Genomic DNA, 26,787 nt, shown 5'->3' on the forward strand with positions numbered 1-26,787 from the left:
TGCGGCCCGGATGCAAGCACAGATTGGGCCGGATTAGAATGTGACTTTCGGCTGGCTTGTGGCTCAGGTTAATGGGCTCTAGGTCAGCGGCTTGGGTAATTCCCCGAGATCCCAGAACAGCCCGGCCATCACCGTCAAGGCCTCTTCGGTCAGTGGCAGCAGGATGTGCTCATTGGGCGCATGCTGGGAGCAGCCGGGATAGGAGTGCGGGACCCAGATCGTCGGCAGGCCCAAAATCTCGGAAAACACGTCGTTCGGCAGCGAGCCGCCGAAGTTCGGCAGCACCGCCGGCGCCTTGCCAGTTGTGTCCTTCACCGAACCCGCCGCCCATTTGATCCAGGGGCTGTCGAAATCCGTGCGCGAGGCGGCAAAGCTCTGCGCCGCCCGCACCTCGACCATCGGAAAACCCTTTGCGACCAGATGCGCGCGGACGGCATCGATCAGGCCGTCGACCTTGGTGCCGACCACGAAACGCAGTTGCAGCACGGCATTGGCATGGCCAGGAATGGCGTTGGCGGGCTTCTCGATATTGCCGGACGACATCGCCAGCACTTCCAGCGTGTTCCAGGCATACAACCGCTCGGCTGCCGACAGACCTTCTTCGCCCCAATTCTCCGCAAGCGCGGGCTCGTCCTCGGTCGGCACCACCTGCACATCGGCAAGATAGCTGCGGATCTGGTTGGTGAGCCGGGGCGGCTTCAGCGCGTCGAGTTGGAGGCGGCCGTGGCCGTCAACCAGCGTCGAAATGGCGTTGACCAGAATGGTCGCGGGGTTGGCGAGCACGCCTCCCCAATTGCCGGAATGATGCCCGCCGTCGCGCAAATTAACGTCGAGATGAATGCGGATGCCGCCACGGCAGCCAAGAAACAGCGTCGGACGGTCGGCGGACAGGCGCGGCCCGTCGGACGCCATGAACAGATCGGCCTTGAGGGCGTCGCGGTTGAGATCGCAGACCTTGCCGAGATCGGGCGAGCCGATCTCCTCGCCCATCTCGACGATAAATTTGGCATTGAAGCCGAGCTTGCCGCCACGGGCGTCGCGCACCGCACGAAGCGCGGCCATGTTGATGCTGTGCTGGCCCTTGTTGTCGGCGGTGCCGCGGCCGTAGAGGCGCGCGCCCGCAACGGTCGTGCGCCAGGGATCGCGGCCGTCGCGCCACTCGCCCTCCATGCCGTCGACGACGTCGCCATGACCGTAGATCAGCACGGTCGGCGCCGTCTCACTCTCGATATGTTCGGCGAACAGGAAAGGCGCCTTGCCGCTCGGGGATTCGACGATGCGGCTGGTGAAATCGAGCGCGGCAAAGGAGGGCATCATCTCCTGTTCCAGATAGCCGCGCAGCTCCGCGCCACGCGACGGATTCTGGCTTTCGGTCCGATAGGCGACGCGGCGGTCGAGCTCGGTGAGGAACGTGCCGGATGTGAAATCCTCACGGGCACGGGCGATGGCGTCGGCTCTGGTCATGACTTGCTTTTCGGGCTTCGAGGCGAAGGAGCCTACCCGAGACAGGGTGCCCTTCGAAAGTGGCGGGGACGTGGGTAGTCTTGTAGTTCGCTTGTAGTTCTCTTGTGATTTCGTTCTTGCTCTCTTGAGATTGGCTTGCCAAGAGCGGACGCGCCGCCGATTTTGGCCTTGCCAAGGTCGCGTTATATGCAAGAACTTCGCCAAGTTGGGGCGCACGTCTATCATTCGAAGAGCGCCCGGTACAGGGCGCCGGGGGATCAGCATGGCGAAGCAAATCAGGCTCAACGCTTTTGCGATGAATTGCGTCGCACACCAATCACCGGGCCTGTGGACCCACCCGCGCGACCGCACCGCCGAATATAACCGCCTGCCCTACTGGATCGATCTCGCCAAGACGCTGGAGCGCGGGCGCTTCGACGGCTTGTTCCTGGCCGATGTGCTCGGGGTCTACGACGTCTATGGCAACAGCCCTGACGCAGCCTTGCGCAACGCAGCGCAGACGCCGTCGAACGAGCCGCTACTGCTGCTTTCGGCGATGGCGGCTGTGACGCAGAACCTCGGCTTCGGGGTCACCAGCAATCTCTCTTTCGAGCCGCCCTACCCGTTCGCGCGGCGGATGTCGACGCTCGATCACCTGACCGAGGGGCGCATCGGCTGGAACGTCGTCACCGGGTATCTCGACAGCGCAGCGCGCGGCGCCGGCAAGGACAGGCAGACCGGACATGACGACCGATACGACATCGCCGACGAATATATGGAAGTCGTCTACAAGCTCTGGGAAGGGAGCTGGGAGGACGACGCGGTGTTGCGCGACAGGGCGCGCGGCATCTTCACCGATCCCGGCAAAGTTCATCGCGTCAATCACGAGGGCGCAAATTACCGCATCAACAACACCATTCACCTCAGCGAGCCGTCGCCGCAGCGGACACCGGTGCTGTACCAGGCCGGTACCTCGCCGCGTGGTCGGCAGTTCGCGGCACAGCACGCCGAATGCGTGTTCATGTCGGGGCCGTCGGCCAAGGTGATCGCGCCGCGCGTCGCCGCAATCCGCCAGGAGGCGGCTGCGCTCGGCCGCAACCCGGCAGAGATCCTGATGTTCTCGATGATGACGATCATCCTCGGGCGGACCGAGGCCGAGGCAAAGGAAAAGTATGCCGACTATCGCCGCCACATCAGCCCGGAGGGCGCGCTGGCGCTGATGTCGGGATGGACCGGCGTCGACTTCTCCGGCTACGACCTCGACCAGCAGGTGCGCCACGTCCAGAACGATGCCGGCCGCAGCGCGATGGACAACGTCACCCGCGCCGATCCCGACCGGGTCTGGACCGTGCGCGACGTGATCGAGCATGTCGGCGTCGGCGGTGCCGGCCCCGTGGTGGTCGGCACCCCGGAGATGGTCGCGGACAAGATCGAGGCATGGTTCGAAGCGACCGATGTCGACGGCCTCAACGTCGCGTTTGCGATTTCGCCGGGCGATTTCGAGGACATCGCCGACATGCTGGTGCCGGAGTTGACGCGGCGTGGCCGATACAAGCCGGAGTATGCGAAAGGCACGCTGCGGGAGAAGCTGTTCGGTGCCGGGCGTGCGCGGCTAGGTGCGCCGCATCCGGCGGCGGGGTATCGCGTGGGGAAGAAGGGGTAGGCTGCGACACATCTCGGGCGTTGTCCCGGCGAAGGCAGCCTACACCTTCCCGTCCACCATCACCTCGATCAGCTTCGTCCCCGGCCGGCCGAACGCCGACGACAGCGTCGGCTTCAGCTCGCGGGGATCGCTGATTTTGATCGCCTCGCAGCCCAGCGCCTTCGCGACTCCCGCAAAGTCCACCGGCGGATCGACGAAATCCATGCCGACGTAATTGTCGTCGCCATGAAAGGCGAGCAGGCGCTGCTTGATGATGCGGTAGCCGCCGTTGTTGGCGATGACGACGTTGAGCGGCAGCTTGTGATGCGCCGCGGTCCACAGCGACTGGATCGAATACATCGCGCTGCCGTCGCCGGAGAAGCACACGACGGGGCGATCCGGATTAGCGATGCTGGCGCCGACCGACGCCGGCAGGCCCCAGCCGATGCCGCCGGAGGCAAGGCCGTGGTAGCCATAGCGATCGCGATGCGGACGCAGCGCCGTGATCTGGCGGCTTGACGTGAGGCCTTCGTCGACGAGGATCGCGTGATCAGGCATCGCCTCGACCATTTGCAGGACCAGAAAGTCCGGATCGATCGGGTTGCGGCCGGCGCTGTTGCCGATCTGCTCGACCAGCGCGGCACGCCGCGCAGTCCAGTTCTTCGGCGCAAGCTCGGCGAGACGTTGCCTGGCGCGGCTCGCCAGTGCAGCGCCACCCATCTCCTTCAGCACCGGTATCAGCGCGCGCAGCGTTTCCTTCAAATCCGCCTTCAGCGCGATCTCGGCGCCGTAATTCTTGGCGATCTCCCAATCGACGAGGCCGATCTGCACGACGCCGAGGCCCTCCGGCAGCGCATCGACCTCGCTGTAGACCGACATCCGCAGCGGATCGCCGCCGAGCGCGATCAGAAGGTCGTACGGCGCAAGCGTGTCGCGCGCCACCTTCTGCACCCGCGCCAGCGTGCCGACGAAGCTCGGGCTCTCCGAGAGGAAGTGCGCGCCATAGGGCGTCGATGATTGGTAAGCGGCCGCGCCGAGCAGTTCGGCGAGTTCGGCCGCTTCCTTCAGCGCATCGCTCTTGACCACCTCGTCCATGGTGACGATGACGGGACGCTCGGCCTTCAGCAACCGCGCGGCAAAGGCCTTCAGCGCCTCGTCAGACGGCTTGGTGCGCGTGTCGATGCGGGTGGAGCGGCCGAGATCGATGCCGGCTTCGCTGTTGAGGATATCGCCGGGCAGCGAGATGAAGACCGGCCCGGTCGGCGGCGTCGTCGCGACCTTGGCGGCGCGGCGCACGATGCGCGGCAAATCCTCCAGCCGCGTCACCTCGACCGCCCATTTCACCAGCGGTTCGGCCATCCGCACCAGCGGACCGTACAGGACGGGCTCCATCAGGCCGTGGCCCTGCTCCTGCTGACCCGCGGTGAGGATCATCGGCGTGCCCGTGAACTGGGCGTTGTAGAGCGAGCCCATCGCGTTCCCAAGGCCGGGCGCGACGTGGACGTTGCAGGCGACCAGCTTGCCGGAGGCGCGGCTGTAGCCGTCCGCAATCGCGACCACCAGGCTCTCCTGCATCGCCATCACATAGGTGAGGTCGGGATGGTCCTTCAGCGCATGCATGATCGGCAGCTCGGTGGTGCCCGGGTTGCCGAACAGATGCGTGATGCCCTCGTCCTTGAGCAGCGCGAGAAAGGCGGAGCGGCCGGTGATCTTATTCTTCATGTTTCCTCCAGGAGCGGACGTTGCCGCAAGGACTGAAAGCATGATGGCCGAAGTTTCGGGATGCGCGCAAGGAAGCGTGGTCATGGCTGCGTTGCGCCGGAGAGGGACGCTACATCTCCTCCCGCCCCAACTCGAACGGATCCTCGCCGCCCGCGCGCTTCTTTTTTTTCGAGCGCTGCCATACCACGCCCGGGAAACCCTTCAGCGGCACCAGCGGCTCGCCGTTATAGGCCCATTCCTGCAACTCCTCGATGGCGATGTGATAGAGCGGCTGGCGGCCGGTGCGCTCCCTGAACAGGGCGCGGGGAATGTTGACCATGTGCGGGCCGCGCGGCCGCTCATAGGCAATGGGCGTGCCGCAATGTACGCAGAAGCTGCGCGCGGTCTTGGTCGCCTTGTCCTCGTAGCGGGTGAGCGCGGACTTGCCTGAAATGATGCGAAAGCGCTTCTTCCAGCTTCCGACATAGGTGGCATAAGCGGCGCCGTGCGCGCGGCGGCTACTGGCCGAATGATCGTGCCAGGCCCAGCGCGCGGGAACGTCGATCTCGAAGGTAACCTTGCCGCAGAGACATTGACCGGTGGCGATTCCTGCGGCGGCTGCGGCTTTGGCCATGGAGCTTTCTCCGTCGTCATTGCGCGTGGCGAAGCAATCCAGACTGCCTCTGCGGAAAGACTCTGGATCGCTTCGCTGCGCTCGCAATGACGGAGTTTGTGGTGGCGATCGCGCGACAAATCAAACTCGCCATTCCGGAGGCGATGCGAAGCATCAAACCCGGAATGACTTGAGGAGAGATTACGCCGGCGTCAGTTCGTCATGCACCGGATAATCGGTATACCCTTTCTCCTCGCCGCCGTAGAACGTCGCACGATTATACGGCGTGATCGGGTAGTCGTGCTGGAGGCGCCGGGGCAGGTCGGGGTTGGAGATGAAGATGCGGCCGAAGGCAATGATATCGGCATGCCCCTCCGCGATGGCGGCGTTCGCCGTCTCGCCGGTAAATCCGCCTGCGGTCATCAGCACGCCGCTGTAAAGCGGGCGGAACAGCAGCATCGCCGACGGCACGTTCTGCCAGTTGACTTCGGCTCGCCCCGAGCCGCTGGAGCGTGGCTCGATGAAATGCAGATAGGCGAGGCCGAGCTTGTCGAGCGCCTTCACGACGTGAGTATAGAGCGGCATCGGATCGGGCTCGCCGGAATCATTGGCGATGCCATGGGGCGACAACCGCACGCCGACGCGGTTCGCGCCCCAGACGTCGATCGCGGCCTGCGTTACTTCGAGCAGAAGCCGAGCGCGGTTCTCGATCGAGCCGCCATATTGATCGGTGCGCTGGTTGCTGCGCGATTGCAGGAATTGCTCGAGCAGATAGCCGTTGGCGCCGTGGATCTCGACGCCGTCGAAACCGGCGGCCAGCGCGTTCTTCGCGCCCTGCCGGAACGCCTCGACGATGCCCTTGACCTCGTCCGTCTCAAGCGCGCGCGGCGCCTCGTAGTCGGAAACCTTGCCGTCGGCGGTCATCGCCTTCATGCCCTCGGCCTGGATCGGGATCGCCGAGGCCGAGACCGGCAGCGCGCCGCCGTGAAAGGAGGAATGCGAGACGCGGCCGACATGCCAGAGCTGGAGAAAGATGATGCCGCCCTTGGCGTGCACGGCATCCGTCACCTTGCGCCAGCCGGCGATCTGCGCGTCCGAATAGATGCCGGGCGTCGCCGGATTACCGCGACCATGCGAGAGCACGGGCGAGGCTTCCGCGATGATCAGGCCGCCCTGGGTGGCGCGCTGGCCGTAATACTCGGCGTTGAGCGGCCGCGGCGAAAAGCTGTCGCGCTCGGCGCGCATGCGCGTCAGCGGCGCCATCGCGACGCGATGCGCGAGCTTGTACGGACCGACCTGCAACGGTTTGAACAACGCCTCGAATTTCATGGGGGCCCCGAATGAATATGGAAGGATGCGGATCATATCGCGAGGGGCGGCCACCCGAAAAGGCGCCGCCCCGATAAAAACAAATATTCCCTTCCGCGGAACGCGGGGAGAACAGGCGTTAGGCCGTCTTGATCCAGACTGCCTTCACGTTGAGATATTCCTCGACATGCTGCTTGCCGGACTCGCGGCCGTAGCCGCTCATCTTGTAACCACCGAAGGGCACGGCCGGGTCCATCGCCTGGTAGCAATTCACCCACACGGAGCCGGCGCGCAGGCTCTTCGCAACGGCATGCGCCTTGCTGACGTCCCGCGTCCACAGGCCGGAGCCGAGACCGAACGTGGTGTTGTTGGCGCGCTTGACCAGTTCGTCCATGTCCTTGAACGCGATCGCGGAGATCACGGGGCCGAAAATCTCCTCCTGCGCGATGCGCATGTTGTCCTGGACGCCCGCGAACACCGTTGGCGAGACGAAGAAGCCCTTCGACAACGCGCCTTCGGTGACGCGGCCACCGCCGGCCAGCGCCTTGGCGCCTTCCTTCTGTCCGATGTCGAGATAGCTCGTGACGCGCTCGAGCTGCTGCTCGGAGACGAGCGGACCGATCTGGGTGTTGGGATCGAGGCCGTTGCCGACCTGCAGCTTCTTGCCGAACTCGGCGACGCGGCCGACGAATTCATCGTAGATCGCCTGCTCGACGAACAGGCGCGTACCGGCGCTGCAGATCTGACCGGAATTGGCGAACACCGCCATCGCGGCACCCGGCACGGCCGCATCGAGATCGGCATCCGCGAACACGATGTCCGGCGACTTGCCGCCGAGCTCGAGCGAGACGCGCTTGAGATTGCCCGCCGAAGCGCGGATGATCGACTGTCCCGTAACATGCGAGCCGGTAAAGGCGACCTTGTCGACATCGTGATGCGAGGCGAGCGCCGCACCTGCGGTCTCGCCATAGCCCGGCACGACATTGACGACACCGGGCGGGATGCCTGCCTCCATCGCCAGCTCGGCGATGCGCAGTGAAGTCAGCGGCGCTTCCTCGGCGGGCTTGAGCACCACGGTGCAGCCGGTCGCGATTGCCGGGCCGATCTTCCAGATCGTGGCGGTGAGCGGGCCGTTCCAGGGGATGATGGCGCCGACGACGCCGATCGGCTCTTTCAGCGTGTAGGAGAAGATCTCGCCCGGCAGCGAGTTCTCGATCGTCTCGCCATGGATCGCAGTGGTCTGGCCCGCGTAATAGCGCAGCATGCCGACGGCGCGCAGGCGATAAGCGCGGGTGCGGCTGAGCGGCGCGCCCATGTCGAGCGTGTCGAGCTGCGACAATTCGTCGAAATTTTTCTCGACGAGATCGGCGAGTTTCAGGAGCAAGTTCTGCCGCTCGAACGGCTTGACCCTGCTCCAGGGCCCTTCGAAGGCGCGGCGGGCGGCGGCGACCGCACGGTCGATGTCTTCCTTGTCGCCCTCGGCGACGGTTGCGAGCAGTTCACCGGTTGCAGGGTTGTGGGTCTCGAAGCGCTTGCCTGAAGCAGCATCGACCCACTTCCCGTCGATCAGCATCTGCTTGTAGGACCCATTGGCGAACGGATGGCGCGTGATCGGAATCGCCTGCGACACAGCCATGGCTGCACTCCCTGTCAAATGATTGATTGGTTCGATCTGGGCAGGATCGTTGGGTCGAGAGGATACAGCGGTGCCGGATGGGCGTAAAGGCGGCGCGGAACGAAGACCTCCCATGCCGACTTGTGCAGGGTCGAAATGTCGCCATGTTATGGCTCGACCGAGCCGCTCCCCGGAGAAAGATCCATGCCACATTCCGCCATCGTCAAAGACAATGTCGCCGTGATCACCGGCGGCGCATCCGGCATCGGATTCGCCGCTGCCGCGGCTTTCGCGCGCACCGGCCTGAAGGTGTGCATCGCCGATGTGGATCAGGCGCGGATGGCGGAGGCCGCGACAAAACTGTCATCCATCGCGACGGCCACAGATGTGATGACATTCGCCGTCGACGTCGGCAACGCCGAGAGCGTGGCGGAACTTGAACGCGCCGTGCGCGAACGCTTTGGCGGCGCCGACATCCTCATGAACAATGCCGGCATCCAGCCGGGCAGCACGCTGTTCGGCGAGCCCGACAACTGGCAGCGCATCATCGGCGTCAACATGTGGGGGATCATCAACGGCTCACGCATCTTCGCACCCGGCATGATTGCGCGCGGCAAGGCCGGCTTGATCATCAACACCGGCTCGAAGCAGGGCATCACCACGCCGCCCGGCGATCCCGCCTACAATGTCTCCAAGGCCGGCGTGAAGGCGTTCACCGAGGCACTCCAGCACGAGCTGCGCAATACGAAGGATTGCCGCATCACCGCGCATCTGCTGATCCCAGGCTTCGTCTTCACCGGCCTGACCGCGAAGGGCCGGATCGAGAAGCCGGCCGGGGCCTGGACGGCTGAACAGACAGTGAATTTCATGCTGACGCGGCTGGAGGCCGGCGATTTCTACATCCTGTGCCCGGACAATGACGTGCCGCGCGCGCTCGACGAGAAGCGCATGCTGTGGGCCGCAGGTGACATCGTCGAGAACCGCCCGCCGCTGTCGCGCTGGCATCCGAACTATGCGGATGCGTTCGCGGAGTTTGTGAAGGGCGAGTAGGCGCGCACCGTTCGCTCACTCCCTCGCCCGCTATTATGGGGGAGTGGTCAAGAAGCCTACAGTGTCTCTTGCTGGTGCCCGCAATTCTTGCAGGCGAACTTGGCTCTGGACTGGCCTCTTTCCGCCTGGACCCGGTTCGGCGCGCCGCACTTGCCACAGACGGCCTCGATGCGGGTCGAGCCCTGCTTGACGACGATGGACTTCTTTTCCATCGATTCGCGGATCAGGCGCTCGGCCTCCTCGCGCAGGGATTGTTTCGACAAAGCTCGTCTCCGCCTCTGAAAGCGCGAGAGGCATATCGCACCTGCGCCGAAATCACAATCCGAAACGACCGATCACACCTCGACAATCACGTAGCTGTCCTCGACATGCACGGGGAAGGTCTCGGCGACATACGGGCCCTTCTGCAGCTCCTCGCCGCGTTCCACGGCGACCGGATAGGACCGTATCCTGACGCGCTTCGGATCGAACCAGGACTGGCCGTTGCGCATGTCGAATTCCCAGCCGTGCCAGGGACAGCGCAACATCTCGCCGACGCGCGAGCGCTCATAGACGCCAGGCTCGGGCGAGGTCAGCCGCGCCACGCATGCGGCTTTTTCAAGCGGCGCGCCCTCGTGCGGGCAGCGGTTCAATAGCGCGAAGAACTCGCCGTTGACGTGGAACACGACGATATCGCGGCCGGCGATATCGACGACCTTGTTGCCGCCGGGCGGGATCTCGGTTGTGCGGGCGACGATATGACGGCTCATGCTGATCTCAGAACTTGTAGACCGCGCGGGCGTTCGTGCTGAATATCTTCTTCCGCTCGGCCTCAGACAGCGGCGTCTTGAAGGCGAAGCGCGGATCGTCGAAATCCCAATGCGGATAGTCCGACGAGAACAACAGGCGGTCTACGCCGACCCACTCGATCAGCGAGCGCAGATGCCGCGCCTCGTCCGGCTCGTCGATCGGCTGCGTCGTGAACCAGAAATTCTCGCGCACATATTCCGACGGTTTTCGCTTGAGATGCGGCACCTCGCTGCGGAACCGCTCAAAATGCTGGTCCATGCGCCACACCGCCGACGGGATCCAACCGAAGCCGCCCTCGATGAACACGATCTTCAGCTTTGGAAACCGCTCGGGCACGCCTTCAATGACGAGGCTCGCAAGCTGCGCCGCGATGGTATGCGCGTTGGACTGGTGCTCCTCGACATAATAGGACGGCCAGCCGCCGCCCGTCGGCGCGTGGCCGCCATAGCCGCCGACATGGATGCCGAGCGGCAAGTCGAGCTCCTGCGCGCGCTCGTAGATCGGCCAGTAGCGGCGACGGCCGAGCGGCTCGTTGGCGCGCGGCGAGACGTTGATCTGGATGTATTCGCCGATTTTCGCGCAGCGCTCGATCTCGGCGATGGCGAGATCAACGCCATCCTGTCCGACCAGGATCGAGGCCTTCAGGCGCGGATCGCGATGCGACCAGAATGCAAGCTGCCAGTCGTTGATCGCACGCTGGATCGCCGCGCCGAAGTCAAGGTTCTGCTGCGAGAAGATGAAGAGATCGAGCACCTGCAATATCCCGAACTCGACGTCGAGCGGATCGAGATGCTGCTTCTGCATGAAGGCGAGATCGGAGCCGGGCGGCCCGCCGGTCGGCGGCCAAGCATCGCGCCGCGCGATCAGCGGCGAGGAGCGCGGATAGGGCGTCGTGAAAAGGTAGGGCGTGCGCAGATGGCTGCCGTATTCCTTCAGATGCTGCTGCCAGCGTTTCGGCAGGAACTCGTTGAGATCGTCCGTCGATCGCAAGCTAGGATGCACGTCGCAATCGACGATGCGCAGCCGCGTCGCGGCGGGTTTTTCCTCGTCGAGCAAGGGTCGGTCGATGACGTCACTCATGCGATCCTCCAATGTTCAATTGAGCGACAACCGCGGAAACGTCTCCAGCGGATTGTCGACGCACATCTTGTCGATGATGCTCTTCGGCAGATGCGGCGGGATCGGATCGTTGCCGTCAAACTGCCAGTGCGGATAGTCGGAGGCGAACAGGAACATCTTTTCGGAGCCGATCTGGTCGATGATCTCCTCGACACTTTTCGCGTCCGCCGGCGCATCGAACGGCTGCATGGTAACGCGGAAATTGTCGCGGATGATCGCGGCCGGCTCGCGCTCGACCCACGGCACCTCGACGCGTACGCCGCGCCAGGTCTTGTTGGCGCGCCACATGAAGGCCGGCAGCCAGCTCACGCCCGACTCCATCAGCACGACCTTCAGGTCCGGAAATTTGCCGAACACGCCCTCATAGATCAGGCTCAGGATCTGAGCCTGAAACGCCTGCGCCTCGACGAAGTAGTATTCGTAGCGGTGCGACGGCCAGCCGGCCGAGCTCGGCGCCTGCCGATATTGCGTACCCGCATGGATCGCGAGCGGCAGCCTGTACTTCTCGGCGAGCCGGTAGACCGGCCAGAAGTGGCGCCGTCCCAGCAGCGTCTCGCCCTGCGCCAGCACCAGGATCGACACGAAGCGGTTGTCGCCGGCGCGGCGTTCGATCTCCTCGATCGCCAGATCCGGGTCCTGCATCGGCACCACGATGGAGGCGCGCAGGCGCGGATCGCGCGACAGCCACTCGGCGGCGATCCAGTCGTTGATCGCCTTGCAGAAGTCAGCCGCCATGTAGGCATCGAACACCGCCTGTGCGCCATAGAGCACGTTGAGGATCGCGTGGCTGGCACCCAGCTGCTCGAACGCGCCCTTCTGCACCATGGCAAGGTCGGAACCGGGCTTGGCGCCACCGGCCGGCCGCCAGTCGGCGCGGCCCGAAAGCGGCATGCTCGGCGGATAACTCGTGAGATCGAGCCCGTCGATGGCGCGGCTCACCACCTGCTCCTTCCAGTGATCGCTGAGATAGGGAAGCAGTGTCGTACGCGTGCCACCAACCGCCGGGTGGATGTCGCAGTCGATCCGCGTCGCCGTCATGGAGCTTCCTCGCCAAGATCTTGTACGTACGTCTTTTTTGGCGGCGTTCTTTGTGCGCCGCTTGCGCAGAGTGCTCCGGCCGCCGCGGCTGCGCAAGACCGCCCGCCCGTGCGATCCGTCATGGCTCGGTTGCATTTCGCAGGCGCGATATGAAAGCCGCAGAAGTATGTTGCGGCGTTCCACAAATGAGCAGCAGCGGCGGATGAGGTGCACCCGCCGCTTCGCGTCGTGCCTGGCTTCGTTTTCCTACGCGCCCACTCAAGCCGCCTCGTTCAAGCCGCCTTGGAGACTTCCATCAGCAGGCGTTCGGCCTTGGCATCCTCGATGCGGTTCACCAGCCGGCTGCTCTCATGATTGTCGCGGACCGTCTTGGTCAGGGTGATGCAGGTCTGGATCAGCATCACGACGCCCATGGTGAGATAGCCTTTCATCCAGAGATCGATCGGCAGGAAGAAGACGCCGATAGCAACAAGGAAGGCGGAGGCTGCGAAGGACGCATAAGTGAAGGTCACCCAGGCGCTGCTGTGGGGCTGGCCGTTCTGGTTCATGATGGTCTCCTGTTGGTTCGAACGATGATCGGGTTTGAGATCACGCAGTCGGCGTGCGCCTGGATTTCAACCGCGCCAGCACGTCGTCCGCGGTGGTCTTGAGCCGGGGGCCGAAGCCCTGCTCGGCGAGTTTTTCGGCGGTGGCGAGCGGACCGGAGGCCGCATCGAGTTCGACCAGGGCATCGTCGGCGGCCTGGGCTGCCATCTGCCGGTCGCGTAGACGTCTCAAAGTGCTCTCCGCCTCCGGCAGCGTTGATTCGTAAGGACGTGCCGCTTCGATGCCGCTGCGGCGAAGCGAGCGCACCGCTTCCGAGGCGCGGGCGACGCGACGACCGCGGTCGAGCTCGGTGATACGCGCCTGAGCGCTTGCCACATGCCGCTTCAGCCGCGCGATCTCGGTCGCGAACAAGGCACGTGCCGTCATCGCCGCATCGCGGTCGGCCTCCAGGCCCGCGATGGCTTCGGCGGCGTCCTTGGCGAGATCCTCACGGCCGCCGTCGAGCGCCGCAACTGCGCGGGTCTCGAGATCGGCAATGCGGGCGACGGTCGCCTCGAGCTTGCGGCCTTCCTGCTGGTCTTGCGCGATCGCCAGCGCAAGCGTCCGCTTGCTGCGCTCGACGGCGGCTGCCGCGTCGCGCATCTGCTGGTCGAGGATCAGAAGGGCCGTGCGGTCTTCCAGCTCCTCGCCTGCGGCGGCAACGCTGCCGCGGAAAAGTGTCACTACGGTCTTGAACATCTGCTGCTCCCTGTTATGAGCGTTGCTCACAGATGATTTGTAGCAGAGAACTTGAACATCGTTCAATAAATATTTGAGCGACGCTCAATAATTTGGCGATGAAATGACTAAGACCCTGGAACGTCGAGAGAAATTGCGCACGGAGCTGATCTTGGCGGCGGAACGAATGATCGCGGTTCGCGGATTGGCAGGCCTGAAAACTCGCGATCTGGCGCGCGAGATCGGCTGCGCCAATGGCGCAGTCTATAATCTGGTCGCCGATGTGGACGAGTTGGTCCTGCGCGTCGGCTCGCGCACGCTACGGCGGCTCGACGAGGCGCTCAGCGCGGCAGTGCGCGCGGGCAATCCATCGCCGCAGGAGACGCTGGTCCGCATCGCGATCGCCTATTGCGATTTCGCCGCCGAAAATCTCCAGCTCTGGCGCGCGTTGTTCGAGCACCGCATGGAGGCCGACAAGGCCGTGCCCGACTGGTCCATCGAGGACCAGATGCAGTTGTTCAGGCACATCTACGTGCCGCTGGCCGCGCTGTTTCCAAAGCGAGGCGCGGAGGAGCTCGGCGTCACCGCGCGCAGTCTGTTCTCGTCCGTGCATGGCATGGTGGCGCTCGGGCTGGAGCAGAAACTGGTGGCAGTTCCATTACCGGCGCTGCGCAAGGAAATCGCCGGCCTGGTGCGTGCGATGATCGACGGGTTGATCGCGCAAGCGGCGTAGAGGCCGAGTGCGAAGCCGCTGGCGACGTGTGACTAAAATTTCGCCTGTCGCATTGCGCTCAGCGCGCCTAGCCTTCGCGAGGTCCCCCTCCTCCGGAGCCTCCCATGTCCCTCCTCATCCGCGGCGGCACCGTCGTCAATCATGATCATTCGCGCCGTGCGGACGTGCTGATCGACGGCGAGACCATCGTCGCGGTCGGGGCATCGGTCGAGACGCCCACCGGTTGCGAGATCCTCGATGCCGGTGGCGCCTACGTCATCCCGGGCGGGATCGATCCGCACACCCATCTCGAAATGCCGTTCATGGGCACCGTGACCGCCGACGATTTCGAATCGGGCACCAAGGCGGCGCTGACCGGCGGCACCACGATGGTGGTGGATTTCTGCCTGCCCGACCCCGGCCAGTCGATGCTCGCGGCCTACCAGGAGTGGCGGCACAAATCGGAGAAGGCAGCCGCCGACTACGGCTTCCACATGGCGGTGACATCGTAGTCGAAGCAGATCCATGACGAGATGGAGACTGTGGTCAAGACCTACGGCATCAACACTTTCAAGCATTTCATGGCCTACAAGGGCGCGCTGATGGTGAACGACGACGAGCTCTACAACTCGTTCGCGCGCTGCGCCCATCTCGGCGCCATGCCGGTGGTGCATGCGGAGAACGGCGACGTCGTCGCCTTGATGCAGGAGGCGTTGATCGCGCGCGGCGTCACCGGCCCCGAGGGACACGCCTATTCGCGGCCGCCGGAGGTCGAGGGCGAAGCCACCAACCGTGCCATCATGATCGCCGACATGACGGGGACGCCGGTCTACATCGTGCACACCAGTTGCCGCGAGGCGCATGAGGCGATCGCCCGCGCACGCGCGGCGGGCAGACGCGTCTATGGCGAGCCGCTGATCCAGCACCTGCTGCTCGATGCGGATGAATACCAGAACAAGGACTGGGATCATTCCGCCCAGCGCGTGATGTCGCCGCCGTTCCGCGACAGGTCGCATCAGGACAGCCTGTGGGCCGGCCTGCAAGCCGGCTCGCTCCAGGTGGTCGCAACCGACCACTGCGCCTTCACCACGGAGCAGAAGCGGTTCGGGCGCGACGACTTCAGGAAGATCCCGAACGGCACCGGCGGCCTCGAAGATCGCCTCGCGCTGCTGTGGACGGCGGGCGTCACCACGGGACGGCTGACGAAGGAGGAATTCGTCGCAGTGACGTCGGCGAACATCGCCCGCATCCTCAACATCTATCCGCGCAAGGGCGCGGTCGCCGTGGGCTCCGATGCGGACGTCGTGGTATGGGATCCCAAGGCGAGCAAGACCATCAGCGCGAAGCGGCAGATGAGCCGGATCGATTACAATGTGTTCGAGGGCTTTTCCTGCACCGGCGGACCGGCGGCGACGCTATCGCGCGGCCGCGTCGTCTGGAACGACGGCGATTTGCGCGCCGAGGCCGGTGACGGTCATTATGTCGAGCGCCCGGCGTTCTCGCCCGTGCATGTGGCAAACTCGACCTGGAAGGAGCTGACCGCCCCGCGCGCGGTCGCACGCGGAGCGGTGACACCGTAAGACGCGATCGACGCGGGATGCGACGCCATGAATCCCGGTTGATGGCACGCGCTTTGCCTCTTTATGTCGCAACTTTCTCCTGGAGGCCGCGATGAGCGCATCATCTTTCGACGTAAACCGCCGCGACGTGCTCGGCGGCCTCGGCATCGCTGGAATGACCGCCGTCGCGCCGCGCTTTGCCTGGGCGCAGGGGCGCGCAGAGACGCTGCTGGTGGTGCAGGAACTGGGGCCGAACTCGCTGGACATGCAGGGGGTCGGCTCCAACCAGACCGTGAACGGCCTGTCCTGGAATTGTTACGATCGCCTGCTGACCTACGCGTCCACGACACTGCCCGATGGGACTGTGTCCTATGACCGCGAGAAGCTGGCGCCCGAACTCGCCGAGAGCTGGGAGGTTGCCGCCGACGGCATGTCCTGCACCTTCCGCTTGCGGAAAGACGCGAAATTCCACGACGGCACGCCTGTTACCGCGAAGGACGTCAAATGGTCGTTCGACCGCGCGGTGAAGGTCGGCGGCTTTCCGACCTTTCAGATGTCGGCGGGATCGCTGGAAAAGCCCGAGCAGTTCGTCGTGGTCGACGACCACACGTTCCGCATCGACTACGTCCGCAAGGACAAGATGCTGCTGTTCAACGTCGCAGTGGTCGTGCCCTTCGTCATCAACTCGGAGCTTGCGAAAAAGAACGCGACGCCGGAAGACCCCTGGGCGCTGGCGTGGCTCAGGAACAACGAGGCCGGCGGCGGCGCCTACAGGATCGAAAGCTGGAAGCCGGGCAGCGAGACCGTGCTGGCGCGGTTCGACGACTGGAAGAGCGGACCGCTGCCGAAGCTCCGGCGCGTGATCGCGCGCGACGTCCCCTCCGCCGGCACCCGCCGCGCGATGCTGGAGCGTGGCGATGCGGACATCTCGAGCGGCTTTGCGCCACGCGATTTCGAGCAGATCATCAAGGAAGGCAAGGTCAAGGTCTCGGGCGTGCCGATCCCAAACGCGCTCTGGTACGTTGCGCTGAACACAGCGAAGCCGCCGTTCGACAATGTCAAGCTGCGCCAGGCCATCGCCTGGGCGATGCCGTACGAGCAAATCCAGAGCAGCGCCTTCTTCGGCCGTGCCGTTCCCATGTACGGCGGAGCGGCGGACGTTTCAAAGCCGGTCTGGCCGCAGCCGTTTCCCTACGTCACCGATCTCGACAAGGCCAAGGCGCTGATGAAGGAGGCGGGATTCGAAGCCGGACTGGAGACCACGTTGTCGCTCGACACCGGCACCGCCACGGTCGGCGAGCCGACCGCCATCCTGATCCAGGAGAGCCTGGCCAGGGTCGGCATCAAGGCGGCGATCGAGAAGATTCCCGGCGCGAACTGGCGCACCACGCTGAACAAGAAGGAGCTGCCGCTCGCGCTCAACCGCTTCAGCGGCTGGCTGGACTATCCCGAATATTACTTCTACTGGAATTTCCACGGCAACAATTCGATCTTCAACATCTCCTCGTACCAGAACAAGGAGATGGACGCGCTGATCGACAAGGCGCGGTTCACCACGGACGCAGCCGAGTACGACAAGGCCGTGAAGGATTTCATCACGCTCTGCATGCGCGACGTTCCCGTCGTCCCGCTCAACCAGCCGATCCATGACGTCGCCATGCAGAAGGCGATTAGCGGTTACGAGTTCTGGTTTCACCGCGAGCCGGACTATCGCCAGTTCGCCAAGGGCTAATTTTGGCGGGCAACGCTGACGCTGTGTGAAGCAGATCGCGCCTGCTCGGTCGGAAAGCCTCTTTCCGACCGCCTCGCTCGCGCGCGGCATTGCCAGGACGGCACCGGGATGGGGCTGGCGATCGCGCGCGGTGATGGCGAGCCATGGCGGCTCGATCGGGCTTAAGCCCGCAGACCAGGGCGCGGCCTTCGAGCTGCGGTTTCCCGCAGCCTAGATCGCGAACACCCAAGCCGCGACGATGGTGCCGATGGTGACCAGACCGGCGATGGTCCAGCCGGCGGCATATTCCAGCTCAGGGTGACCGGTCGCCCGCATGATCTCTGCCGGATCGGCGGTATGCTTGTGTGCCATGACAGCCTCGCACGTTACTCCCCGCGTTAATAGATAAGTCGCATCAGCCACCATTAGGTTCCATCACGGAAATGCGAGGAACGACGCAGCTTGGTTTGTTCGCCGATCCGCAAGCCGGCCCTGCGGGGCTTCGCTACGCGGACCAATTCGTCGAGCCCGCCGTCGAGCAGGATCTGATCGGCCGCATCGCAGCATTGCCGCTGCAGCGTTTCCAGTTCGGCGCCTTCGAGGGCAACCGCCGGGTGGCCTCGTTCGGCTATCGCTACGACTATTCGCTGCAGCGGCTGGCCGAGGCCGAGCCGATCCCGGACTGGGTGCTGCCCGTCGCGCGACAGGCCGAGGCATGGGCGGGCCTCGCCGGCGGCAGCGTCCGGCAGGTGCTCTGCACCGAATACGACGCCGGCGTCGGCATCGGCTGGCACCGCGACAAGCCGCATTTCGACAAGATCCTCGGCCTGTCGCTCGGCTCGTCCTGCAAATTCCGCTTCCGCCGCCGCAGCGGCGACAGATGGGAGCGCCACACACTCGAGGCCCGGCCGCGCTCGCTCTACCTGATTGACGGCGAGGCACGCTCGCAATGGGAGCACAGCATCCCGCCGGTCGAGGCGCGCCGATATTCCATCACGTTCCGAACGTTGAAGCAGGCCTGACGGGCCGGCCTCAACAAAAATCGCGAAAACAACCCCATGCACAGTAGAAAGCCGTTGCCGGCGCGAGGCTGGGTCGCGCCGCGCAAACGTTTGACGCATCGGTGCAAAACGCCCGCTCCGCGCAATCGCACGCAGCTCTCACCTTGCCTTCCGAATCCGATTGCATGCTAGACTGGCTGCATCCACGGCAGGAGGAAAGCATGGCGGACGACAAGGCAAAGCGCGGCGGCGCGGATCGCGCGCTGATTGCGCTCACCGAGAAATACGAAGTCGCCTACTGGACGAAGAAGTTCAAGGTGACGCCGGCCAAGCTGAAATACGCCGTCAAGAAGGTCGGCCACTCCGCCAAGAAGGTCGAGGCCTACATCAAGCTCCAGAAGCACCGCGCCGCCGACAAGAGCCGGATCGCGCTCAGCGAGGCCTATGAGGTCCGCTACTGGTCGAAGAAATTCAAGATCACGCCCGCGAAGCTGAAGGCCGCCGTCGCCGCGGCCGGCCATTCGTCGAAGAAGGTCGAAGCCTATCTTGCGGCCCAGAAGGCGGCAAAGAAGGCAAAGAAGAAGAAGACGGCGAAGAAGGCCGCCACGCGAAAGAAAGCCGCCTGAGAGCGCGGCGCGAACCGCCCTTGCAACGCACACGGCCGAAGGCCGGCCGCTGTGGCGCAGCTCTCGACTCTTCCTGAGATTGCACGTTAATCTTGGTACTATCCGTCCATTTCCGGCGGAATTGCAGGATTTGTGAACCGGGGAAGCACGCCATGCGTTCGCTGTTTGCGCGGCTGCACCGGCGTTACGGACCCAGGATTTCGGGTGCGGAGCGCCAGCGACGGGTCAGGGACAAGCTCGCCCTTCAACCCACCCGGCCATCGATCCGCTCACCCACCGCGCTCCGCGCGCTGGCGGTGCGACGCCCGAAAGTCGCGATCGTCGGCGGCGGCTTTGCCGGCCTGATGGCGGCGTCCGAACTGGTGGCGCATTGCGACGTGACGCTGTTCGAGGCCCGTGACCGCTTCGGCGGCCGGGTTTTCAGCAAGAAGAAGCCGAGCGGCATCGTCGAGGCCGGCGGGGAGCTGATCGGCTACAATCATCCGCTCTGGCTCGGTCAGGCCAAGCGATTCGAGCTCGGCCTGTCCGTCATCACCTCGGACACCAGTTTCGACGCGCTCGAGCTCGACATGCCGCTGTTTCTCGATGGCGACAAGCTGTCCGAGGGCCAGATGAAGCGGGTCTATCACGAGATGGACGATGCCTTCGGCAAGCTCAGCCGGTGGGCCGGCAGGATCGATCCCCGCAAGCCCTGGCGCGCCAAGGGCGCAAAGAAGCTCGACGCCAGGACGATCGCGGAGTGGATCGCCAGCCTCGACTGCTCGAAGCTCACCAGGCACGCCATGGAAGAGCAGTTCTCCAACGACGCCGGCCAGCCGACCACCGAGCAGAGCTTTCTCGCCAACCTCGCCGTCATCGCGGGCGGGCGGATGAAGGATCAGATCGACGCCTTCTTCACCCAGACCGAAACGTTGCGTTGCTCGGAAGGTAACCAGGAGCTCGCCATTCGTCTCGCGCGCGACATCCGGGACAAGGGCGCCAGCACCCATTTGTCGACGCCGGTGCGCGCCATCCGTATCGACCGCGAAGGCGTGACCCTGGACCTCGGCACCTCCGGAAACGACGCGCCCCGCACGACCTTCGCCGCCGACTACGCCGTGCTCGCGATACCGCCGAGCCTGTGGCCGGATTCACCCGACGCCAAGATCGCGATCACGCCCCCTTTGCCGCACGACTATTACGTCTCGATGGGGACGGCGGTAAAATATCTCAGTCCGCTCAAGAAGCGGTTCTGGATCGGCGAGGGCCTCGCTCCGACGGCGATCTCGAACCGGTTCGGCGTCACCTGGGAAGGGACGGACAACCAGATCGCCCCGCCGGAGCGTCCGGTCGAGCTCAGCCTGTTTGCCGGCGCCGACGTCGCCAAGGAAGCGCTCAAGCACTACCAGCCCGGCGACCAGACGCGGATCGACGCGTTCTATGCGCGGCAGATCGGCGGCGTCTACAAGGGCTATGTCGAGCATCTGGCCGGCGAGCCCGAGTTCATGGCCTGGCCGCGCGATGAATGGACCGCCGCCGGCTATTCCTGTCCCGCCCCCGGCGAGGTCTGCCGCGCCGGGCCGCTGCTGGCCAGGGGTTTCGAGGACCGCCTGTTCTTTGCCGGCGAGCACACCTGCTTTGCCTATTTCGGCTACATGGAAGGCGCGCTGCAGTCCGGCCAGACGGTCGCCGCAGCCATCATCAAGGCCCTCGACAAGCAGCATGGCGCGCACGGCTCTGCCAGGAGCGGCAGTTCTGTCATAGGATCGCGGTCTCTCGCGGCGTCGAAGCCATGAGAAGCCGCGACGGGAGAGGAGCGACACGAATGACATTCAGGACATGGCCCCGGTCAGGGATCTGGGCCTGCACCGTCTCTGCTCTCGCTTTCGCCGGCGCCTCCGGCATGGCCGGCGCCTCAGGCGCGACGCCCGCAAAGGTCTCGGGCTCGACAGCACTGGCGCTCGCGGCGGTGATCGCGCCGCTGTCGCCGACCCTGTCGGGGTCCGAGAAGAAGGCGATGGCGATGCTGTTCGCCGCAAGCAGCGACATTCCCTACAAGAAGCCGATCGTGGTGACCGCGGACAGAATCGTCTGCCGTACCGGCAATGTCGACATCACCGTGCGAAGCTGCGAGATCACCATCGGCAAGAAGACCAAGACCGTGAACGGCTCCACGGCCAACGAGATCTTCGCCACCGAAGCCTTGGCCGGCATCCCGCCCGACGGTGCGGCGGGATCGAACTTCGAGAGCCTGACGCAGCTGAGCTGCACGATCGACCCCAATGCCATCCGCCGGAAGGACGGCAGCGGGGCTGATTGCACGTTCCAGCCGGGGAATTGAGCGCCGGCGACACCGGAATTGCGCATCGGTCGTATCCTTGCAGACGAGCGCCGACAAAACCGAATGGCGACGAGCGTTGCCAACCGCTCGCAGCATTTCAAATTCCACCAAGTCGCAGCATGCAGTGCCATTTGCCGGTTTCCGATATGCGGCAAATGCGCGCGTAGCGCCCCACCAAATGGAATTGCCGTCCACGGCTGCTTGCGGGATAGAGCTTCACGGCGCGCGAGCGCGTTATGCAATTCGAGATTGGTGGCGACTTACCGATAGTTGCGTAGATTTGCGGCCGCAGATTCGGATTCTCGTTTACCGGGTGACATCATTTATCTGGATAAGTATGAGGCGGTGCACTCGCACGACAGTGAGCTTGCGCGGGAGCGGCTGTTCAGCGTGTACGGCGCGGACGGCTTCGACAAGGGGCGTGGAAAATTCGGTATCCGGGCGAACTACGCCAAACTGACGGCCGTGGGTCTGGGCTTTTGCTCGTACGATTGTCCCGTCGTGGTGACGTATCCCGAAGCGAACTTCGTGCGGCAATTCTTCTCCATTGAGGGCCGGGCAAGCTTCACCACGTCGGACAGGAGTACCTCGATCGGCGCCTGGACGCCCATCGTCGACGGAAAGTCGCGGCTGCGACTGGAATTCGGCGAGGGCTATCGGCAACTGGTGCTGCGCATCGATACGCTGGCGCTCGAACGCACCATCAAGGCGCTTGCCGGTGACGCAAGTGACAAGCGGCTGGAATTATCCGAATGCGATCCGAACCCGTCCAGCATGTCATTCGTGCGGCGGCAGGTCTTCCATCTCGCAGAGGAGCTGGAGGCGTTTGCCGATCAATATTCCCCTCTTGCCCGGGCCGAGCTGGAGCGCGAGCTGGTCGTCAGGTTTCTCCTGGCCCATGAGCACAACTTCTCGGATCTGCTCAGGCGTGAACCGCGCGGCGCTGGGCGCAACGCGGTCGAGAGGATCGAGGCGTTCATCGAGGCGAACTGGAGCCGGCCGATCGATCTCGAGGAAATCGCAGGCATTGCGAACGTCAGTGTCCGCACCGTTTTTCGCGAGTTCGCCCGCGCCGGCAAAGGCTCGCCCGCGCAGTTCGCGAAGCGGGTTCGGCTACAGCGGGCGGGAGAGTTGCTGCGATCTCCCTCCGACGGCACCACGGTGACCGCCGTCGCATTTCGCTGCGGCTTCCAGAACATCGGACGCTTCGCCGCGGACTATCTTCGGCTCCATGGCGAGCTTCCGTCAGAGACGCTGAAGCGCGCGCAGTCGCGCTAGCGGCCGCGGCGATCGCTCTCGCTGCGGCCGAAGCATGGTCCATCGATGGACCGATCAGGCCGCTCGCACGGTCGTCAGGAACTTGTCCACCTCCGTCTTGAGACGGTTGCTCTCGACGGAGAGCGACTGCGCGGAGGACAGGACCTGCGAGCAGGCCGAGCCCGTTTCCGATGCGCCGCGCTGGACATTGACGATGTTGGAGGAAACGTCCTGGGTGCCCCGCGCGGCTTGCTGGACATTGCGCGAGATCTCCTGGGTGGCGGCCCCCTGCTCTTCGACAGCCGCGGCAACAGCCGTCGATATCTCGGACAAATGTCCGATCGTTCCGCCGATCAGTTCGATCGCGGCAACCGATTCCTGCGTTGCCGTCTGGATGCTGGCGATCTGCTGGCCGATCTCGCCGGTTGCTTTGGCAGTCTGCTCAGCCAGCGCCTTCACCTCGGACGCCACGACAGCGAAGCCACGGCCAGCATCGCCGGCGCGCGCCGCTTCGATCGTTGCGTTCAGCGCAAGGAGGTTGGTCTGCCCCGCGATGTTGCTGATCAGCTCGACGACGTCGCCGATCCTGGCGGCCGCCCGCGACAGCTCGCTGACGCGGGCGTTGGTCTGGCGAGCCTGACTGACCGCCTCGGCCGCCATCTTGGCGGAATCCTGAACCCGCCGGCTGATCTCGGTCACCGACGAGGACATCTCCTCGGTGGCGGAAGCAACGGACTGAACGTTGGTCGACGCTTCCTCCGACGCCGCGGCAACCGTGGTCGAAAGCCGCTGCGTTGATTCCGCGGTATTGGTCAGTGTGCCCGCGGTCGCCTCGAGCTCGGTCGCTGCGGAGGCGACGGTCTCGATGATATTGCCTACGGCGGCTTCGAACTCGCCGGCCAGTCTCTGCATGTCGGCCCGGCGCTGGGCGGCCGTCCGCTTCTCCAGATCTCGTTGCGCCTCTCGGTCGAACCCGAGCTTGGCCTGAAGCGCCTGGAGATTGCGGAGCGCGACTCCTGCCTCATCATCGCGCTCGACGGTGACGCGGCTGTTGAAAACCCCTTGCGCGATCTTCGACATGATCTCGTTCAAATGCGCCAGCGGTCTGGTGATCGCGCGGACAGTCGTCAGGGAGAGCCAGGCCGCGGCGAGCAAGCCAAGGCACAGCGCAGCAATCGCAACCACATTCGCGACAAGGAACGAAGCTTCCGCGGCATCGTATTCGGCCTTCGCCTCCTTGACCTGGATCGCCACCAGCCGATCCATGTCCGTCTTTGCGGCGTCGAAGAGTTGCGCTGCCCTGCCAATCATGTGGGCGTTCAGCTCGTCGAATCTGCGATCGGCCAGCATTCCGAGTGCGGGCTTGAGACCCCGCTCGACATACTCGATCCGCTTCGGGGTGAATGAGTCCGCGACCGACTTCTCCTCCGGAGTGAGATACGTCGCCATATAGTCCGACCAGAGCTTGCCGATCCTCTCGACGTTGGCGGCGATGGCGCTTTGAACGTTAGCGCCGTCGTGACCGTTGCGACCCTCGATTGCGGAACGCAACATGACGAGCGAGCTTTCCTTCATGCGATCGTTGATCTCGAAGAGCTGGGCAAGAGGAACCGAGCGATCTTCATAGATCGACTTGGCACGCTGATTGACCTGGCTCATCCCAACGAGACCGACGATGCCGATGATCAGCATGGAGGCCGAAAGAACGCCAACCATCGTGGTGAGCCGGGCCTTGAAGGACCGCGTGAGCGGCGAAAGGACGTCGAGCGGCGAGCGCTTCCGGATCATGCCGGCTTCGATCTTGAAAACGTTGGCCTTCTTGTCCCGAATCGCGGTGTAGACTCGCTCGGCCTGTTCGCGCTGGTCCGCGGGCAGCCTGGTCCGGATCGACATGTAGCCGACCACGTGACCGCCCTCCCAGATCGGTGTGGCGCTCGCCAGCACCCAATAGAAATCACCGTTCTTGCGGCGGTTCTTGACGGCGCCAGCCCACGCCTTGCCCGCCTTCAAGGTCTCCCAGAGATTGGCGAAGGCCTCCGGCGGCATATCTGGATGCCTGACGATATTATGAGGCTGCCCAGCCAGTTCCTGCTCGGTGAAGCCCGACGCCTCGACGAACTGGTCGTTGAAATAGATGAGATTGCCCTTGAGATCGGTCTTGGACACGATCAGGGTTTCGTCTGTCAGCGGATATTCGACGCCCGTAACAGGCAAGTTGGTGCGCATGGTTTATTCGCTCTGGCTATTGATCGATGTAAAATGGAGATGCGGCGTCTAGAGCAGCAGGATTTTCTGATGGGCCACGTCCAGGAGACGCTGGGTGAACTCGATCTGGTCTGCAAACTCCTGACGTTGTCTCGGATCGATCATTCGCGTCTCGATCGCGCGTGCATGATGCATTGCCAGTTCGAGCCGTCCGGCCAGGAGAACGAAAGCCTCTCGCGCGCCTGCACGCAGCGCTGCAACCTCGGCGGCCGAACCGGCATCCACGCGCCTCGCTACATCCGGCGCGCCTGCGCGTGGCTTCGAATGAAACTGAATGACATTCGACATGCGGTACTCCCGCCGCGGAAATCCGACCGGCCGGACGACTACTAACTCAGTCGAGTTATCAGGTTATTTGATCGATCCACGACACTCTGTCCGGATTCTGACACGCCCGTTAAGCCGACCATGACGAATTGAGGGTGACGGGGTTGCTTCTCTAAAGCCCGCCTAAGAAGCCTGTCGGAAATTGGCAACGAAATCGAACCCCGAGAGACCTACATGCGAGAACTTGCACGCAAAAACTTGCAGGCCAGAGCTTGCACCATCGAACAACCGCCATCCACCGGAGCGCCGGCATGGGCGGATGGCACGTTCCGGCCGGTCATTGACCGGCTGCGCCGGGGCTTGTGCAAACAGGTTTCGCCAGGCGGCCCACCGGTGCCGTGAAATCGCCTCAAGGCCAACTAACTAATAAGGCGAATTGAAAAGACAGCCCAAATGCGCGAGCCCATATCAGGCACGCAGGGCCGGCACCGACATGAAGACTTATCTCGCATTTTTTCTGATTCTGACCGTCGCGACAGCCTCTGCGCATGGTCCGGTGCCAGGGCGGCTGACGGCGCCGTCCGATCTCGTGCAGGCGGGCCTCACCGACAACGACACGGCCGCCGGCGGCACGGCGCGGCTGTGCGAGCAGGTCGCCTTCTCGCGTGGCCTGCGCTACGGCGAGAGCGAAGCCAATGTGCTCGATGTCGCCACCAGCACGACCAAGGCGGACACGCCGCGGCCAGTGCTGCTGTTCGTGGCCGGCGACACCTTCACCGGCGACCGCGCCGCGCCGGAGCTGTCGCGCCAGATCCAGGACCAGGTGATGTGCTTTGCCGCGCGCAACGACATGATCGGCGTGCGCGTGAACTACCGGCTGGCGCCCTCGGCGACGTGGCCGACGGGAGCGACCGACGTGGCGGCGGCGCTGTCCTGGGTCCACGGCAATATCGACCTGTTCAACGGCGATGCCCGCGAGATCGTCGCGGTCGGCTACGGCGCCGGCGCGTTCCATGTCGCTACCCTGCTCGCCCATCCCGAACTCCAGACCGACCGCGCCGACGTCGCCGCCGTGGTGCTGGTGTCCGGCATCTACCGCGCGGGCAAGGACGCGAGCGACAGCGAGAAAGCCTATCTCGGCGGCGACGCCGGCCAGTACAACAGCCGGTCGGTCTTCCCCGGCATCCTCAATGTCGACGTGCCGATCGTGCTGGCCTGGGCCGCGGACGATTCCGCTGGAATCATGGCACAGGGCGAGACCCTGAAGAAGACGCTCTGCGGCGCCGGCCACTGTCCGCGCGCCTCGCTGCTGCGCAGCCGCGACGGCATCGCCGCCGCCTTCGGCCTCGACGGCTCCGGCGACAGCCTCGCCGAGCCGACACTGCTGCTGGTGCATCAGTTGGAGGCACGCGGGCTGCCGTAGCGGGGGCTGTGCGGGCTCCTCACCATGAGGGTCTGATATCTCACCGCAAAACGCGACCTCATCCT

Annotated in this window: 25 protein-coding genes and 1 pseudogene; 13 read left to right on the top strand and 13 right to left on the bottom strand. The window is 64.4% G+C overall.

Annotated elements, in window-relative coordinates; translation table 11 throughout:
- Nucleotides 1-78: 78 nt before the first annotated feature.
- Nucleotides 79-1,464: a M20 family metallopeptidase gene (locus NR187_RS16740; RefSeq protein ID WP_256807075.1), complete on the bottom strand. Its 1,386-nt coding sequence runs from the start codon at nt 1,462-1,464 to the stop codon at nt 79-81.
- A gap of 262 nt (nt 1,465-1,726) precedes the next feature.
- Here NR187_RS16740 and NR187_RS16745 point away from each other — a divergent pair, with 262 nt between their 5' ends.
- Nucleotides 1,727-3,106, top strand: a complete 1,380-nt coding sequence (locus tag NR187_RS16745; protein WP_211381356.1) for an LLM class flavin-dependent oxidoreductase — start codon at nt 1,727-1,729, stop codon at nt 3,104-3,106.
- 39 nt (nt 3,107-3,145) lie between these two features.
- Here the strand turns inward: NR187_RS16745 and NR187_RS16750 are convergent, their stop codons facing one another.
- The 4 genes from NR187_RS16750 to NR187_RS16765 all read right to left on the bottom strand — a co-directional run bounded on the left by NR187_RS16750 (nt 3,146) and on the right by NR187_RS16765 (nt 8,343).
- Complete coding sequence (locus tag NR187_RS16750; protein WP_211381355.1) at nt 3,146-4,807, bottom strand: thiamine pyrophosphate-binding protein; 1,662 nt, start codon at nt 4,805-4,807, stop codon at nt 3,146-3,148.
- A 109-nt stretch (nt 4,808-4,916) separates the two neighbouring features.
- Nucleotides 4,917-5,420: a GFA family protein gene (locus NR187_RS16755; RefSeq protein ID WP_256807076.1), complete on the bottom strand. Its 504-nt coding sequence runs from the start codon at nt 5,418-5,420 to the stop codon at nt 4,917-4,919.
- Nucleotides 5,421-5,600: 180 nt separating this feature from the next.
- Complete coding sequence (locus tag NR187_RS16760) at nt 5,601-6,728, bottom strand: alkene reductase (protein WP_211381353.1); 1,128 nt, start codon at nt 6,726-6,728, stop codon at nt 5,601-5,603.
- Between the two features lie 118 nt (nt 6,729-6,846).
- Nucleotides 6,847-8,343, bottom strand: a complete 1,497-nt coding sequence (locus tag NR187_RS16765; RefSeq protein ID WP_211381352.1) for an aldehyde dehydrogenase family protein — start codon at nt 8,341-8,343, stop codon at nt 6,847-6,849.
- Between the two features lie 183 nt (nt 8,344-8,526).
- Here NR187_RS16765 and NR187_RS16770 point away from each other — a divergent pair, with 183 nt between their 5' ends.
- Nucleotides 8,527-9,372 carry an SDR family NAD(P)-dependent oxidoreductase gene (locus tag NR187_RS16770; protein WP_211381351.1) on the top strand — a complete coding sequence of 282 codons (846 nt, stop codon included), beginning with the start codon at nt 8,527-8,529 and terminating at the stop codon, nt 9,370-9,372.
- Nucleotides 9,373-9,428: 56 nt separating this feature from the next.
- On the opposite strand, the gene NR187_RS16775 is transcribed toward NR187_RS16770, so the two are convergent.
- From NR187_RS16775 to NR187_RS16800, 6 genes are all read right to left on the bottom strand, one after another.
- A complete protein-coding gene (locus NR187_RS16775) occupies nt 9,429-9,635 on the bottom strand; it encodes a hypothetical protein (RefSeq protein WP_211381350.1) in 207 nt (68 codons plus the stop codon).
- Between the two features lie 72 nt (nt 9,636-9,707).
- Nucleotides 9,708-10,121, bottom strand: a complete 414-nt coding sequence (locus NR187_RS16780; RefSeq protein ID WP_211381349.1) for a Rieske (2Fe-2S) protein — start codon at nt 10,119-10,121, stop codon at nt 9,708-9,710.
- Between the two features lie 7 nt (nt 10,122-10,128).
- Nucleotides 10,129-11,241: an amidohydrolase family protein gene (locus tag NR187_RS16785; protein ID WP_211381348.1), complete on the bottom strand. Its 1,113-nt coding sequence runs from the start codon at nt 11,239-11,241 to the stop codon at nt 10,129-10,131.
- Nucleotides 11,242-11,256: 15 nt separating this feature from the next.
- Nucleotides 11,257-12,318 (bottom strand): amidohydrolase family protein, encoded by a 1,062-nt coding sequence (locus NR187_RS16790; RefSeq protein WP_211381347.1) that lies wholly within the window; start codon nt 12,316-12,318, stop codon nt 11,257-11,259.
- A 272-nt stretch (nt 12,319-12,590) separates the two neighbouring features.
- On the bottom strand, nt 12,591-12,866 hold the full coding sequence (locus tag NR187_RS16795; protein ID WP_211381346.1) for a YiaA/YiaB family inner membrane protein: 276 nt from the start codon (nt 12,864-12,866) through the stop codon (nt 12,591-12,593).
- Between the two features lie 40 nt (nt 12,867-12,906).
- A complete protein-coding gene (locus tag NR187_RS16800; protein ID WP_211381345.1) occupies nt 12,907-13,602 on the bottom strand; it encodes a PspA/IM30 family protein in 696 nt (231 codons plus the stop codon).
- 103 nt (nt 13,603-13,705) lie between these two features.
- Between NR187_RS16800 and NR187_RS16805 the strand changes: the two genes are divergently transcribed.
- The 4 genes and pseudogenes from NR187_RS16805 (at nt 13,706) to NR187_RS16820 (ending at nt 17,798) form a co-directional block, all read left to right on the top strand.
- Nucleotides 13,706-14,314, top strand: a complete 609-nt coding sequence (locus NR187_RS16805; protein WP_211381344.1) for a TetR/AcrR family transcriptional regulator — start codon at nt 13,706-13,708, stop codon at nt 14,312-14,314.
- Nucleotides 14,315-14,418: 104 nt separating this feature from the next.
- Nucleotides 14,419-15,873 (top strand): annotated as a pseudogene (hydA, locus tag NR187_RS16810) (dihydropyrimidinase).
- Nucleotides 15,874-15,964: 91 nt separating this feature from the next.
- Nucleotides 15,965-17,584, top strand: a complete 1,620-nt coding sequence (locus tag NR187_RS16815) for an ABC transporter substrate-binding protein (protein ID WP_211381343.1) — start codon at nt 15,965-15,967, stop codon at nt 17,582-17,584.
- 25 nt (nt 17,585-17,609) lie between these two features.
- Nucleotides 17,610-17,798 carry a hypothetical protein gene (locus NR187_RS16820; protein WP_211382439.1) on the top strand — a complete coding sequence of 63 codons (189 nt, stop codon included), beginning with the start codon at nt 17,610-17,612 and terminating at the stop codon, nt 17,796-17,798.
- On the opposite strand, the gene NR187_RS16825 is transcribed toward NR187_RS16820, so the two are convergent.
- Complete coding sequence (locus tag NR187_RS16825) at nt 17,795-17,935, bottom strand: hypothetical protein (RefSeq protein ID WP_018321489.1); 141 nt, start codon at nt 17,933-17,935, stop codon at nt 17,795-17,797. The genes NR187_RS16820 and NR187_RS16825 overlap by 4 nt on opposite strands.
- A 71-nt stretch (nt 17,936-18,006) precedes the next feature.
- Between NR187_RS16825 and NR187_RS16830 the strand changes: the two genes are divergently transcribed.
- The 5 genes from NR187_RS16830 to NR187_RS16850 all read left to right on the top strand — a co-directional run bounded on the left by NR187_RS16830 (nt 18,007) and on the right by NR187_RS16850 (nt 22,788).
- Nucleotides 18,007-18,585 (top strand): alpha-ketoglutarate-dependent dioxygenase AlkB, encoded by a 579-nt coding sequence (locus NR187_RS16830; protein WP_211381342.1) that lies wholly within the window; start codon nt 18,007-18,009, stop codon nt 18,583-18,585.
- A 200-nt stretch (nt 18,586-18,785) separates the two neighbouring features.
- Nucleotides 18,786-19,190, top strand: a complete 405-nt coding sequence (locus NR187_RS16835) for a DUF3606 domain-containing protein (RefSeq protein ID WP_211381341.1) — start codon at nt 18,786-18,788, stop codon at nt 19,188-19,190.
- Nucleotides 19,191-19,342: 152 nt separating this feature from the next.
- Entirely contained in the window at nt 19,343-20,965 is a 1,623-nt protein-coding gene (locus tag NR187_RS16840; RefSeq protein WP_211381340.1) for an NAD(P)/FAD-dependent oxidoreductase, read from the top strand.
- A 29-nt stretch (nt 20,966-20,994) separates the two neighbouring features.
- Nucleotides 20,995-21,510: a hypothetical protein gene (locus NR187_RS16845; protein ID WP_372703138.1), complete on the top strand. Its 516-nt coding sequence runs from the start codon at nt 20,995-20,997 to the stop codon at nt 21,508-21,510.
- A gap of 270 nt (nt 21,511-21,780) precedes the next feature.
- Nucleotides 21,781-22,788 (top strand): AraC family transcriptional regulator, encoded by a 1,008-nt coding sequence (locus tag NR187_RS16850; RefSeq protein ID WP_211381339.1) that lies wholly within the window; start codon nt 21,781-21,783, stop codon nt 22,786-22,788.
- Between the two features lie 54 nt (nt 22,789-22,842).
- Here NR187_RS16850 and NR187_RS16855 read toward each other — a convergent pair whose 3' ends face one another.
- A complete protein-coding gene (locus NR187_RS16855) occupies nt 22,843-24,993 on the bottom strand; it encodes a methyl-accepting chemotaxis protein (RefSeq protein ID WP_211381338.1) in 2,151 nt (716 codons plus the stop codon).
- Between the two features lie 69 nt (nt 24,994-25,062).
- Between NR187_RS16855 and NR187_RS16860 the strand changes: the two genes are divergently transcribed.
- Nucleotides 25,063-25,365: a hypothetical protein gene (locus NR187_RS16860; protein ID WP_211381337.1), complete on the top strand. Its 303-nt coding sequence runs from the start codon at nt 25,063-25,065 to the stop codon at nt 25,363-25,365.
- Nucleotides 25,366-25,792: 427 nt separating this feature from the next.
- Nucleotides 25,793-26,722 carry an alpha/beta hydrolase gene (locus NR187_RS16865; protein WP_211381336.1) on the top strand — a complete coding sequence of 310 codons (930 nt, stop codon included), beginning with the start codon at nt 25,793-25,795 and terminating at the stop codon, nt 26,720-26,722.
- Nucleotides 26,723-26,787 lie beyond the last annotated feature (65 nt).

Source organism: Bradyrhizobium sp. Bra64, assembly GCF_024519875.1.
In the GTDB taxonomy this organism is placed as follows: domain Bacteria; phylum Pseudomonadota; class Alphaproteobacteria; order Rhizobiales; family Xanthobacteraceae; genus Bradyrhizobium; species Bradyrhizobium japonicum_G.